Annotated in this window: 12 protein-coding genes; 8 read left to right on the top strand and 4 right to left on the bottom strand. The window is 65.5% G+C overall.

Translation table 11 applies throughout. The features are described 5' to 3' along the window. Positions 1-3 precede the first annotated feature (3 nt). From pqqC to QCE69_RS28650, 4 genes are read left to right on the top strand one after another with little or no spacing between them, the layout of a single operon-like run. The gene (gene pqqC / locus QCE69_RS28665; RefSeq protein WP_309935402.1) at positions 4-738 is read left to right on the top strand and encodes a pyrroloquinoline-quinone synthase PqqC; all 735 of its coding nucleotides are present in this window, start codon (positions 4-6) and stop codon (positions 736-738) included. Continuing rightward, entirely contained in the window at positions 735-1,040 is a 306-nt protein-coding gene (pqqD, locus tag QCE69_RS28660; protein ID WP_309819195.1) for a pyrroloquinoline quinone biosynthesis peptide chaperone PqqD, read from the top strand. The genes pqqC and pqqD overlap by 4 nt, the downstream gene beginning before the upstream one ends. A gap of 4 nt (positions 1,041-1,044) precedes the next feature. Continuing rightward, on the top strand, positions 1,045-2,241 hold the full coding sequence (pqqE, locus tag QCE69_RS28655) for a pyrroloquinoline quinone biosynthesis protein PqqE (protein ID WP_309925553.1): 1,197 nt from the start codon (positions 1,045-1,047) through the stop codon (positions 2,239-2,241). Further along, positions 2,238-2,957, top strand: a complete 720-nt coding sequence (locus QCE69_RS28650) for a response regulator transcription factor (RefSeq protein ID WP_309819190.1) — start codon at positions 2,238-2,240, stop codon at positions 2,955-2,957. The genes pqqE and QCE69_RS28650 overlap by 4 nt, the downstream gene beginning before the upstream one ends. On the opposite strand, the gene QCE69_RS28645 is transcribed toward QCE69_RS28650, so the two are convergent. Next, positions 2,867-3,916, bottom strand: coding sequence for a histidine kinase (locus QCE69_RS28645; protein ID WP_309935400.1), 1,050 nt, complete (start codon positions 3,914-3,916; stop codon positions 2,867-2,869). The two genes, QCE69_RS28650 and QCE69_RS28645, sit on opposite strands and share 91 nt — an antisense overlap. Positions 3,917-4,107: 191 nt before the next feature. Here QCE69_RS28645 and QCE69_RS28640 point away from each other — a divergent pair, with 191 nt between their 5' ends. After that, on the top strand, positions 4,108-6,450 hold the full coding sequence (locus tag QCE69_RS28640) for a TonB-dependent receptor (protein ID WP_404987503.1): 2,343 nt from the start codon (positions 4,108-4,110) through the stop codon (positions 6,448-6,450). Between the two features lie 53 nt (positions 6,451-6,503). Here QCE69_RS28640 and QCE69_RS28635 read toward each other — a convergent pair whose 3' ends face one another. From QCE69_RS28635 to QCE69_RS28625, 3 genes are all read right to left on the bottom strand, one after another. Next, entirely contained in the window at positions 6,504-7,568 is a 1,065-nt protein-coding gene (locus QCE69_RS28635; RefSeq protein WP_309925549.1) for a beta-propeller fold lactonase family protein, read from the bottom strand. 155 nt (positions 7,569-7,723) lie between these two features. Next, positions 7,724-8,251 carry a DUF3280 domain-containing protein gene (locus QCE69_RS28630; RefSeq protein WP_309925547.1) on the bottom strand — a complete coding sequence of 176 codons (528 nt, stop codon included), beginning with the start codon at positions 8,249-8,251 and terminating at the stop codon, positions 7,724-7,726. A gap of 87 nt (positions 8,252-8,338) precedes the next feature. Then, positions 8,339-10,534 carry a SulP family inorganic anion transporter gene (locus QCE69_RS28625; RefSeq protein ID WP_309927476.1) on the bottom strand — a complete coding sequence of 732 codons (2,196 nt, stop codon included), beginning with the start codon at positions 10,532-10,534 and terminating at the stop codon, positions 8,339-8,341. 358 nt (positions 10,535-10,892) lie between these two features. Between QCE69_RS28625 and QCE69_RS28620 the strand changes: the two genes are divergently transcribed. The 3 genes from QCE69_RS28620 to QCE69_RS28610 all read left to right on the top strand — a co-directional run bounded on the left by QCE69_RS28620 (position 10,893) and on the right by QCE69_RS28610 (position 13,278). Further along, on the top strand, positions 10,893-12,461 hold the full coding sequence (locus QCE69_RS28620; protein WP_309934343.1) for a hypothetical protein: 1,569 nt from the start codon (positions 10,893-10,895) through the stop codon (positions 12,459-12,461). Positions 12,462-12,548: 87 nt separating this feature from the next. Then, a complete protein-coding gene (locus tag QCE69_RS28615; RefSeq protein ID WP_309934341.1) occupies positions 12,549-12,872 on the top strand; it encodes a hypothetical protein in 324 nt (107 codons plus the stop codon). Between the two features lie 10 nt (positions 12,873-12,882). Next, positions 12,883-13,278 (top strand): VOC family protein, encoded by a 396-nt coding sequence (locus tag QCE69_RS28610; protein ID WP_309819177.1) that lies wholly within the window; start codon positions 12,883-12,885, stop codon positions 13,276-13,278. The last annotated feature ends 109 nt before the right edge of the window (positions 13,279-13,387 follow it).

Here is a 13,387-nt window from a genome sequence, read left to right as displayed (position 1 = left end):
CCGATGCTGAACCCGACCACCGGCCCCGTCTTCACGAAAGTGACCGAAGACGGACCCGCGTGGACGCGCGAGGAGTTCGAGGCGCAACTCCGCGCGAAGGGCACGGCATATCACATCCATCATCCGTTCAACGTAAAGATGAACGGCGGCGGCTGTTCGAAGGAACAGATACGCGGCTGGGTCGCGAACCGCTTCTACTATCAGATCAACATTCCGCTGAAGGATGCGGCAGTGATGTCGAATTGCCCCGACCGCGACACGCGGCGCCGCTGGGTGCTGCGCATTCTCGATCACGACGGTTACGAAGACCAGCCCGGCGGCATCGAGGCGTGGGCGCGGCTTGGCGATGCGGTCGGCCTCTCGCGCGACGATTTATGGTCGCTCAAACTCGTGACGCCGGGCGTGCGCTTCGCCGTCGATGCCTATGTGAGCTTTGCGCGGCGTGCGCCGTGGCAGGAATCCGCGTGCTCGTCGCTGACCGAGATGTTCGCGCCGCAGATCCACAAGGACCGCCTCGCGACCTGGCCCGCGCATTACACCTGGATCGAACCCGACGGGCTCGCGTACTTCCGTTCGCGCGTGTCGCTTGCGCAGCGCGACGTCGAGCACGGGCTCGAAGTCACGCTCGCGCATTTCACGACGCGCCGCGAACAGCAGCGCGCGCTCGACATCCTGCAGTTCAAGCTCGACATCCTTTGGACCATGCTCGATTCCATCGAAAAGGCCTTTCCGCAATGAGCGACAGCCCAACGCAACGCAGGCAGGAAGCCGTCGAAGCGCCGGACGATTCATTGCGTCCGCAACTAAAACGCCTGTTCCGCCTGCAGTGGGAACCGGCGCAGGACGCGCACGTGCTGCTTTATCCCGAAGGCATGGTGAAGCTCAATCAAAGCGCGGCGCAGATCCTTCTGCGCTGCGACGGCACGCGCGACATTCCCGCGCTCGTCGCGGACCTGGAGGCAGCGTTCAACGCCAGCAACCTCGGCGACGACGTGCGTGCGTTCATCGCCGGCGCGCGCGCGCGAGGCTGGCTGGAGTAGCGTCATGACCGACCTGTCCGAACCGATCGCCCGGCCCGAGCACGAAGGCACGCCCATCGCGCCGCCCTTGTGGCTGCTCGCCGAGCTGACCTATCGCTGTCCGCTCCATTGCGTGTTTTGCTACAACCCGGTGAACTACGCCGACCACACGCGCGAACTCGACACCGCCCAATGGCTCGACGTGCTGCGCCAGGCGCGCGCGCTGGGCGCGGCGCAACTCGGCTTCTCCGGCGGCGAGCCGCTGCTGCGCGACGATCTCGAAACACTCGTCGCCGAGGCGCGCAAGCTGGGGTTCTATACGAACCTCATCACGTCGGGCATCGGGCTGACGGAGAAGCGCATCGGCGCGTTGCAGGAGGCCGGGCTCGATCACATCCAGCTGTCGTTCCAGGACTCGTCGCAGGAACTTAACGACTTTCTCTCCAGCACCAAGACCTTCGACTACAAGAAGCGCGTCGCGACCCTCATCAAGGCGCATGGCTTTCCGATGGTGCTCAACTGCGTGCTGCATCGCTATAACCTGCCGCACATCGGCCGCATCATCGACATGGCGCTTGCCATGGGCGCCGAATATCTCGAACTGGCGAACACGCAGTACTACGGCTGGGCGCACGCGAACCGCGCGCAACTCATGCCGACCAAGGAACAACTCGACGAAGCCGAAGCAGTGGTGGAGCGTTATCGGCGGGAGATCGGCGACCGATGCAAGATCTTCTTCGTCGTGCCCGATTACTACGAGCGCCGCCCGAAACGCTGCATGAACGGCTGGGGCTCGGTGTTCCTTGGCATTGCGCCCGACGGCGCGGCGCTGCCGTGCCACACGGCGCGCTCGCTGCCGGGCCTCACGTTCCCGAACGTGACCGAGACGCCGCTCAAGGACATCTGGTACGAGAGCGACGCCTTCAACCGTTTTCGCGGCTTCGGCTGGATGAAGGAGCCGTGCCGCAGTTGCGACGAGAAGTCCATCGACATGGGCGGCTGCCGCTGTCAGGCCTACCTGCTCACGCAAGACCCCGCGAACGCGGACCCGGTCTGCGACAAGTCTCCGCATCACGAGCGCGTCATCGAAGTCGTGCGCGCAGCATCAAACAGGCAGGAACCGCAGGAGCAACCCATCGTCTTCCGCAACGATGCGAATTCCCGGCGCATCGCGGCGCAAGCCCGCGCAAGTGGTTCAGAAGAAGGAGAAGACACGCCATGACTGCCGATATCTCCGTGCTGCTGGTGGACGACCATGCCGTCGTCCGCGAAGGTTACAAGCGTCTGCTCGAACTGAGCCCCGATGTGAACGTCGCGGGCGAGGCCGCGAACGCCGCCGAGGCTTACCAGAAGTTCTGCGCGTTGCAGCCGGATGTCGTCGTGATGGATCTCGCGCTGCCCGGCGCGAGCGGCATCGAGGCGATGCGCCGCATGCTGGCGCGCGAACCGCACGCGCATGTGCTGATCTTCAGCGTGCACGAGGAAGCGATCTTCGTGCGCCGCGCACTCGATGCCGGCGCGCGCGGCTATGTGACCAAGGCCAGCGCGCCCGACGTGCTCGTCGAAGCGGTGCGCTCGGTGGCGCGGCGCGTATGCTATCTCAGCCCGGACATCTCGCAGGCGCTGGCCTTGCGCGCCACGATCCAGGAAGGGCCGCCGGGACGCCAGTTATCGGCGCGCGAATTCGAGGTGCTGCGTCTGCTCGTGCAGGGCTATACGCTGACGAGCATCGCGGAGAAGCTCGGGCTGAGCCAGAAGACGGTGGCGAATCATCAATCGGTGATCCGGCAGAAGTTCGGCGTGGACAACGGCGTGCAGCTCGCGCAGATCGCCAACCGGCTGGGGCTTCACTTCGCCGATTTCGCTTCGTCGGCGGAAGCGTCGCTGGCTTCGCTCGCTTCGTTCGCGCCGGTCACGGGCAACGGCAGCCCCGCCTGAGCCGGCACGCGCGCGCAGAACAGAAAGCCTGAGCCGGGCTCGCTCGCGATCTGAAACGCGCCGCCGAGCGCCTCGACGCGCTCGCGCATGCCGATCAGGCCCAGCCCCTTGCGCGGCTTCGCGAGATCGACGCCGGGGCCGTCGTCGGCCATCGTCACGACGATCTCTTCCGGCGCGCGCGCCAGGTAGATCTCGACCCGCGCGCCACGCGCGAACTTCGACACGTTCGTCAAGCCTTCCTGTACCAGCCGGTACAGCGTGATGTTGAGCGCATCGCTCAGGTTGTCGAAATCGCCGTCCACGGCCAGCGTGAAGCGGGCTTCCGGCAGACGCTCGCGCCAGCCATCGACGCAATGTTCGAGCGCCGTGGGCAAGCCGAATTCATCGAGCCCGATGGGCCGCAGCTTGCGAATCATCCCGCCGATTTCGCGATACACGTGCGTCGCGTTCTGCATCAGCGACTGCGCCAGCCGGTGTATCTCCACTTCACGTCCGGCCGAGAGATCGCGGATGCGCCCCGCATCGAGCGACATGGCATTGAGGTACTGGCCCAGCTCGTCATGCAGTTCACGCGCAAGGTGACGGCGCTCGGTTTCCTGCGCGGCGAGCGCCTGATTCGCCAGCCGGCGGTTCTCGGCCAGCAGATGTTCCGCCTCTTCCTCCAGCGCGCGCCGCAGCCGCACTTCCGACTGCGCCTCGCGATAACGCCGCCACGCGAACCACGCACACCCGATGGCCAGCACGACGAGCGTCGACGGGAGTTCGTCGAGCTGGAAGCGCTCGGCGCCGCGCGTCAGGCGGTAGGCGTATTCGCTGAAGTCGAAGTGGGCGAACAGCGCGCCGGCCATGAAGGTCAGCGCGAGCACCAGCGCGAGATCGCGCCGTACGGAGGAGCGCGACGAAGGCAGCGCACGCTGGTCGGCGTCTGTTGCGGGCGAAGGAAGGGATTCGGTCGGCATCACGGAATCCATTCTACGCACGGCGGCCGAGTGGGTCGGGTCCTGCGCGACGCGATTGGGAACCCTTCCCTGCGCGATCGGGAAAAGCTCCCGGTCCACGCGCGTGTTCTTATGCGACGCTTTCATTAAGGGAAGCTTCCTTTCGCGTGACATCGCGTGGTTTCGCGTAGATCCGATAACGACAAGTGGAGATGACGATGAAGAGCATGCCGCGCAGACGCGCGCCCGCGCATCCGTTCAAACCCCGAGCAGGACTGCGGCTCGTGTTCGGCAGCGCATTCGCCAGCATCACGGTGGCCGCATGGGCGCAGACGCCGCCCGCCCCCGACACGGCCGAAGCGCCCGTCGAGGCTGCAAGCGCGCCGCCGACCGTGCAGTTGCCCAACGTGGTGGTGGTCGGCACGACGCCGCTCGTCGGCGTCGGCACGCCGCTCGAAAAAGTGCCCGCGAACGTCCAGACCATCCGCGGCTCGGAAATCGAAGCGCAGCACTCGCAAACCACCACGGACTATCTGCAGAAGAACGTCGTGAGCGTCGATATCAACGATGCGCAAGGCAATCCCTCCCAGTCCGACATCAACTACCGCGGCTTCACCGCTTCGCCATTGCTCGGGACGCCGCAGGGATTGTCCGTCTTCATGGACGGCGTGCGCATCAACGAACCGTTCGGCGATGTCGTCAACTGGGACCTGATTCCGCAGGCCGCCATCCAGACGATGCAGATCATCCCCGGTTCGAACCCGACCTTCGGCCTCAACACGCTGGGCGGCGCCATTGCGGTGCAGACCAAGAACGGCCGCAGCAATCCGGGCGGCAACGTGGATGCCGGCTTTGGCTCGTTCGGGCGCAAGTATGCGCAGATCGAGCAGGGCGGCGTGATCGGCGATCATCTCGACTACTACTTCACCGCCAACATCACGAACGACAACGGCTGGGCCGATCACAATTCGAGCAAGCTGCGCCAGGCTTTCGGCAAGATCCGCTATACGGACGCGGATACCACGATCTCCGTCTCGATGGGCGGCGCCGACAACACGCTGAACGGCTCGCAGACCATCCCGCGTTCGTTCATGGACAACTTCCGCCAGGCCTACACGTTCCCGGACACCAACGAGAACCAGGTCGGCTATATCACGATCAACGCCGAACACTACATCACGCCGAATATCCAGATCAGCGGCAACGTGTACTACCGGCACTATCGCAACAAGAACGTGAGCTCGAACGTCAACGACGACTTCGACCCGGACGGCGACGACGCCGACGAACTCACCCAGGCCTTCAACGACCAGTCCGTGATCGTGACGGACAGCTATGGCGCGAGCCTGCAACTCACGCTGCTGAACAAGCTGTTCGGCCATGACAACCAGTTGATTCTCGGCGCGGCGGGCGACTTCGCCAATTCGCACTTCTCGCAGGCCGAACAGGCGGCCGAGTTCACCGACAACCGCGCGACCATCGGCACCGGCTCCTTCGTGCCGACCACCGACGCCAAGACGCGCAACGAGAACTGGGGCATCTACTTCGAGAACACCTTCTCCTTCACCGAGCAATGGTCGATGACGCTCGCGGGCCGCTATAACTGGTCGAAGGCGACCATCGGCGATGAAAGCGGCGTGCAGCCGCTGCTCGACGGCCGCCACACGTTCTCGCGCTTCAACCCGGCCGTGGGCTTCAACTGGAATCCGACGCCGGCCTTCACCGCCTATGCCACGTACAACGAAGGCATGCGCTCGCCGACCGCCATCGAACTCGCGTGCGCGGACCCGGCCGCTCCCTGCTCGCTGCCCAACGATTTCATCGCCGACCCGGATTTGAAACCGGTCATCTCGCGCACCTTCGAGATCGGCGCGCGCGGCCGGCTCGGCAACCACACGACGTGGAGCGCGGCGGCCTACAGCACGACGCTGTCCGACGACATCCAGTTCGTCAGCAGCCAGGGTGCGGCCAGCACGCTCGGCTACTTCCAGAACGTGGGCAAGACGCGCCGCCAGGGCTTCGAACTCGCGGGCCGCACGCAATGGGGGCCGGTCGGCGTGGCGGCGAGCTACGCCTATGTGAACGCGACCTATCGCTCGACCTGGACGGAAAGCAGCGCGTCCAATTCGAGCGCCGACGACGACGGCAACATCACCGTGCATTCCGGCGACCGCATCCCGGGCATTCCCGCCAACACCGTGAAGATGCGCGTCGACTACAACCCGTTCGCGCGCTGGAACATCGGCACGAATCTTACTTATCGCAGCAACATCTTCGCGCGTGGCGACGAGAACAACCAGGATACGAACGGCAGCGTGGCGGGCTATTTCCTGATCGATCTCGACACCACCTACAACGTCACCAAGCAGTTGCAGGTGTATGCGACCGTCAAGAACCTGCTGAACAAGCGTTACGCGAACTTCGCGATTCTTGGCGAGAACTTCTTCAACGGGCCGAATCACACCTTCAACGGCGGCGACACCGTGAACGAGCAGTTCCTGGGTGTCGGTGCGCCGCGCGGCGTCTGGGTGGGGATGCGCTACGCGTGGAAATAATGGCCACGGCCGCTCGAACGCGGCCGTTTTCGTCTTGCTTGCGTGCGAGGCGTTCAGCGTCCGACGATCGATCCCGCGCTCGGCGGATACGTGACGATGCCCCACGCCAGCGGCAAGTCGCCGATCTGCTTGATCTCCTTGTAGTCGGCGCCGTCGAGCACATAGACCGCGTTCGAGCGTCCGCAGGCGAGCAGCAGCTTCGAGCCGTCCGGGGTGAAGCTGAAGTGCCAGCAGCGCTGGCCGACCGGCACGTCCTGCACGTGCTCGTAGGTGGCGCCGTCGAACACCTGCAAGGTCTTGTCGCGTGACGCGGCAACGAGCAAGCGCTTGCCCGACGGATCGAACGACACGCCATACGGGCCCGTCTTCGTGTCGACGGTCTTCATGACCTTCAGGCTGCCGCCATCGAGCACGACGAACTTGTTCGCGTTCTCCAGCGTGACGACATAGCCCTTGCCGTCCGGCGTCGCCTTGATGCCGCGCGGGCGCGAGCCTTTCGGAAGCTTGACGGTGCGCACCGGCTTGCCCGTGCCGACGCGATACACCGACACCGTATCGTCGCCTTCGTTGGTGACGAGGATCAGCTTGCCGTCCGGAGAGAATTCGACGCCTTCCGTCTCATGCCCGCTCTTCACCGAGTGCGTGACCTTCATGCTCTTCAGATCGACGATAGCGATCTCGGCCGGCGGCGAGTTGGCGTCGTCATCGTCTTTCTCGGGCTCGCCGGGCTTCGGCGGGCCGCCGTTTTCGCCGGGCTCGTAGGTGACGTAGGCATGGCCGCCGAACACGCGCACGAACTCCGGATTCTTGCCGATCTTCACGCGGCGCACGACCTTGCCGGTCGAAGTATCGATCTCCGAGAGATCGCTGGTCGCCTTGTTGGCCACGTAGAGACGCGTGCCGTCCTTGTTCAGCGACAGGCCGCGCGGCCCGTCCTTGCCCACGTCCCAGGTCTTGTCGAGCGAAAGCTTGTCCAGATCGATGACGCCTACACCGGCGTTTTCGGTCGTCACGTAGGCGGTCGGCGCGGCGGCCTGCGCGAAGCCGGCCACGAGGGCCAGCGACGGCGCGAGCACCGACGCGCAGGCAAGACGCGCCGCCTTGATTCTGACTTGCATGTTTGTCTCCAGCGGTTGCAATTCTGGCCGGCACGATGTGTGGTCGGGCTGCTCAGGCCAACTTAGCCCAATCGACGCAGCACTGGCAACGCCCGGGGCCGGGAGAAACTCCCGAATTCCGCACGCCCGGCGGTATGAGTGTGTCGGGTGCGGCGTCAGCGCGTGGCGGCGGGATCGGCGGCGACCAGATCGGCGAGCGCCTTTGCTGCGCGTTGCCATGAAAGGTCCGTGTTGCCGCGCATGTCCACCGACCGCTGGAACACCGTCTTGCCGCTGGCGGCGTCTTCAACACGCAAGTTGATGTTGAGGATCAGATTGCTGATCTTCTGCACCCAGCACACGCCCGCGCGCGTGGTGCCGAGCTGCTTCGCCACGCGCAGTTCGCAGCCATTGCAGGCGCTCATGTCCTGCGCGCCTTGCAGCGACGCAATCAGGTCGCGCGCGCCGGCGTTGTCGGCAACCTGGAACAGGCCGCGCTGATTCAGGTCGTCGCGCAATGCGCTGCTGACCATCGCGAGGCGCGCGGCCTGATCGCGGTTGGTGGCGGCATCGTTGTAGGCGGCGTTGTCGTCGATCAGCGTGCAGTCAGGAATCGCGATGGTCTGCCGCGCCGTCTGCGCATGCAGCCCCGTAGCGGAGAGCGCCAGCAGCAGCGCCAGCGGTGCGCGGAATCTGCGGATCATGGTCGGGGTCTCGAGGTTGAGCGGCCGCGTTCAACATACCGGTCATCCGCCGGTCGAGCAAGCGCGCCGATCAAGCCCGCCGCACATTCACGACGCCGCCCGCAGCGCCTCGTCCGCCACCGCCAGCCGCAGCGCCATCATCTTCACGACGAAGCGATGCCACTCCTGTGCCGTCAGCGCGTCGTCCTGCTCCAGCGCACTCAGCGCCGCGAGCGTCATGCGCCTCAAGCGGGCGGGTTCGTCGGCGACCACGTCCGCGCTGCGCGGCGCATGCGTGTACACCGCCATTTCGCCGATGATGGTCCCCGGCCCGAACGAGCGCAGCCGTACCGACCGTCCGCCCGCCAGCGGAAGCGATACCGTCACGCGTCCCGCCTCGACGATATAGAGCGCATCGCCCGCGTCGCCGCGCCGGAACAGCGCCTCGCCCGCGTCGATCTCGCGCAGGTCCAACCGCGCGGCCAGTTGCGCCAAAGCGCGTTCGGTGAAGTGCGGCGCGAGCAGCGTGCGGAAGTCGGACGATGCCGCGCCAGCCGCCGCGCGCTGCGTCGAGGCGGCGAGCTGTTGCGCCTCGATCCATTCGAGCCCCGCGTCGAGCGACGCGAATTCGCGGATGCCGAGCGCCAGCGCCCCGGTGCGCGCCAGCAGCGCGCGCGAGCCGTCCGGCAACGCCGTGAGCACGAGGTCTGCGCCGATCGCGACACACGCCTGGCGCAGCTTCACGAACGCCAGCGATACCGATGCGTCCATGCCGTTGGTCCACGCGAAGTCGAGCACGACATAGCGGACCGGCCGCGGCTTATGCCCGCGGATTCGCTCGCGGATGCGCTGCAACATCGAATGCGCCGAGCCGAAGAAAAGAAAGCCTTGCAGGCAGACACCGCAGATTTCGTCGCCGCGGTCCATCAGCAGCCGCGTTTCCTCGATGCTGCGTTCGACGTTGGAAGTCCGCGTGCGGCCGTCGAACTCCATGCGCACGCAGCCGGCCCGCCCATAGAGCAGCGCGAAGGTCACGCACGCGACCACCACGCCCGCCACGACGCCCGCGATCACGCCATAGAACGCGATCACGCCGAGGATCAGCGGCACGAGCAGATACTCGTGCCAGGTGAGTCTGCGATACGCGCCGACGAGCCAGTCCATCATCAGGCGCAGTCCCATGTACAGCTGCATGCCGACGAGCACCGGCACTGGAAACAGCGACACGAGATCGGGCGATGCAATCAGCACGAACAGGCAGGCGAGCGCCGCGAACACGCCGGCGACGCGGCTCGTCGCGCCGGCGCGCGCGTTGAGCATGGAGCGGTTGTACGACTGATAACCGACCATGCCGCCGAACAGACCGCTCGCGATGTTCGCGAGTCCGGCGGCGCGCATCTCGCGGTTGAGGTCGATGTCCTGTCCGGTCGCTGCGCCCATCGCAGTGGAGTTCATGATGATCGTGATCGCCGATACCGACGTAACGATCAGCGTCTCCGGCAGATGCGCGACGATCGCATGCCAGTCGATCTCGCCGTGCGCGAGCGTCGACGGCAGATGCAGTTCCGGTATGTGCAGCGCATGCACCGGCACATGTTGAAGCAGCAGGCCCATGCCGCGCGCCTCCTCGGGCGAGATGCCCGCGACGTGCAGCAGCCCGTAAAAAAGCGCGATGCCGATGGCGAGCGTGATCGGCATCGCGGCCGCATGGCGCCAGCGACGCGCGAGCAGCGTGGCAAGCGCGCCGACGAACAGCGCCGGGACCCACGCGAGCCATGACAGGCGGGCGAGCATGGGCAGCGTATGCCAGTCGAGCGTGAGTCCGGTCAGCACGCGAAACGCGCCCGCGATCAGCAGATAACCGGTGCCAGCGAGAAAGCCGCCCATCACCGGATAGGGCAGGAATTGCAGCGAGCGGCTTTTCTTGGAGGAGCCGATGGCGAAGAGGATCAGGCCCGTGACGAGCGAGCACAGCGCGATGGCGACCAGCACGGTCAGCAGGATCACCGTGGGCGAGCCGCCGTTCGCGCGCACGCTGCTCGCGACGCCCGCCGCCACGCCGACGAGAAACGCGGTGGCATTGCTGTCCGGCCCGCCGATGTTCATGCGCATCGAACTGGTGAGCGCGATGACGAACGCCGTGACGATGCAGCTGACCAGCGCGGTGGGAACGCCGAGTTCGGCGTAACGCGCGAGATCGGCGCTGAAGATCAGCGTGCCGAGACTCATCGCGTAGCACAGCATGACGAGCGTGGAGACGGTGCCCGCGGTCACGTCGCCGGCGAGGGCGGTGAGGCGCGGCATGGCGTGCATGCGTACGTTGGATCCGGTCGTGCCTGGCTTCAAGACGCCCTCCCGAGGATGGGCAACGAAACGGCTGACGAATGGGGAACGGATGCGTCGCTTCCTGCGCCCGAAGCGCCCCGGTCCGCTTGAACCGACCGTGAAAAATCGTGCAGACCCGGAGCGAAAAAAGTATCCGTCAGGCACGCGCACAGTGTCAATTTGACGACGATCGCACCTGCTTCAGCTTTTTGAACGGAAACACCTGCTTTATAGGAACCGGCCGATTGTTTTCCGCCACCGGCCAGCGGACAGTCACGCAGGTCTCACGCCGCACCACCTTCAGTCACGGCCCCCCGCGCCGCCTCACTCTTCAACGATGAAGTCAATCCTGTTCAGCAAGTCCAGCCGCGCGCTGGCGGCGTCGCTGCTGTGCGTCGCCGGGTTCGCCGCCGCTCAGTCCGCGGGGCAGCCGCCCGTCAATCCGTATCTCGCGGCGCCCCGCCTCGCCATCACGCATTTCGATTCCGCCCAGAGCGACGCGTTTCCCTGGCCGGTCAGGCGCGGCTTGTTCAGCGTCGATCCGCGCAAGTTCCCGCGCGTCGTGGCGGGTCCGGTGAACGTGATGACGCTCGCCTCGACATCGCCGGGATATATGTGGGGCGTATCGAGCGAAGGCGTCAGTTATATCGACATCTCCGGCGGACGCCTGCGTGAAGTGGCGCGCATGCCGGCGCAGCACACCCGGCTCATCTCCGCCGCCACGCACGCCAAAGTACTCGACCAGCCGTTCACTTCGGTCGAGCAGATTCGCAAGGCGGTGTCCGAGGCCTATGGCGTCGACTGGACGCGTGCGGTGAACGGCGCGTACTCGCTCGTCGATCGCGACAACCACGTCTACTTCAACAGCACGAACGGCAAGATCAGCAAGTTCGGGCTGCTCGACGACAAGCATCCCGAAGCAGGCATCAGGCTGCTCAAGACCATCGACATGACGCCGATGATCGGCCGGTCGTTTCTCGTCGGCATGGGCATGACGTACGACGGCAAGTTCGTCGTGGCGTCGGCCAACACGCTCAGCGTGCTGGACCGTTCGCTCGAAGGCCAGGCGTACACCGTGCGCTTCGCACCGGACGAGGTCGTGAGCAACTCGTTCTGCATCGACGCGCACGGCGGCATCTATGTTGCCTCCAGCCGCATGCTGCACAAGCTCGTGTGGACCGGCTCGAAGCTGTCCGAAGACGAAGCCGACGGCGCCTGGAAAGCGCCCTACGAAAACAGCCAGGGAACCGGCTCGACGCCCACCCTGATGGGCAACGGTCAGGATGCGGACCGGCTGGTCGTCATCACCGACGGCGCCGCCCGCATGAACCTCGTCGCCTTCTGGCGCGACGCGATTCCCACCGGATGGAAGCAGATTCCCGGCACGCCCTCCGCGCGCATTGCCGGTCAGATTCCGGTCACGGCGGGACTCGCGAAGCTTCCCGATGTCATCCAGTCGAGACGCTCGGTGGCGGTGAGCGGCTACGGCGCGTTCGTCGCAAACAATGCCGCACGGAAGCGCGACAAGGACAGGCTCGTCGACGTGCTCGCGCTCGGTCCGGTCCTGCCGCCGGCGTCAGGCGTCGAACGCTTCGAGTGGGATCCGCGGGCGCATCGCTGGCGCAGCGTCTGGGCGCGTGGCGATGTCGTCTCCGTCAGCATGGTGCCGAGCATCAGCACGGGATCCGGCATGGTCTTCGTGAACGGCTATTACCCGCAGCGCGGCTGGGAGATCACCGGCATGGACTGGAAAACGGGTGAGACGGTGCATCGCGTCTCGCTCGGGCAAGGCAACCTCGGCAACGGCGCGTATGGCGTGGTCGAATATCTTCCCGATGGCGACCTGCTGTTCAACAGCATCGGCGGGCCGATCCGCATCCCGCTGAAAAACGCGCGAGGCGGATGACGCCTTCGCGATGGCAATGCCCGATGGATTCGCCGCAACAACAGGAGTAACGTGGATCGACGAGCGAACCACACCAAGGAGGCGATCATGCCTGACGATCCCGCTCAATGGCAGGTGTTCCAGTACGAGGGCTTCGAGATCCACGTGCTGGCTCAACTGAAGCCGACGCCCGAACATGCGCCGCCTCTTGCAGCGGACCGCTTCGTTTATATTGGCCATGTGTGCCGGCCCGGCGCGCATGCCGAGGTGCCTGGAGAAGCGGTCCATTTTCATGCCGACGGCGACGATGCCTACCGCAGCGCGCCCGATGCCGTCGATGAAGCGCGGCACATCGGCAAGAGCATCATCGACGGCACGCATCCGGATCTTTCGGTGCTGCCGCTCGTCTCGCACCATCCACACTCGGGATGAACCATCACGCATGACTGACTCGCACTCGCCGACACCCCGGCATCAAGACGACGATGCATGCGTCGAAAGCCTGAGCGCGATCACGCTCGCCACCGGCGACATGGCGCGCGCCGTGCGCTTCTATGAAGCGCTCGGCCTGCGCCTGCTGTACGGCGGTGGCGACGCGACGTTCAGCTCGTTCGCGCTCGGCAGCTCGTACCTCAATCTCACCAGCGAAACCCACGCGCCCATCCGCTTCTGGGGCCGCGTCATCATCCATGTGTCCGACGTGGACGCGTTCTATCGGCGGGCCAAGGCAAACGGCATCGAACCGCAGTTCGAACCGCGCGATGCGCCCTGGCACGAACGCTACTTCCATCTCACCGATCCCGACGGTCACGAACTGAGCTTCGCGCGTCCGCTCTGATTGCGGATGGCCCCTGGCTCGGGCATGCGGCTCGCTTCATCTCCTATGACGGCTAGCGTACGCATCGGCCATTTCATATGACCGTTCGCGTACATATCCGGGCATCGCG

The organism is Caballeronia sp. LZ032 (assembly GCF_031451315.1).
Taxonomy (GTDB): domain Bacteria; phylum Pseudomonadota; class Gammaproteobacteria; order Burkholderiales; family Burkholderiaceae; genus Caballeronia.
The sequence above is the reverse complement of the archived record's forward strand: the minus strand, read 5'-3'. Positions and strand labels throughout refer to the sequence as shown.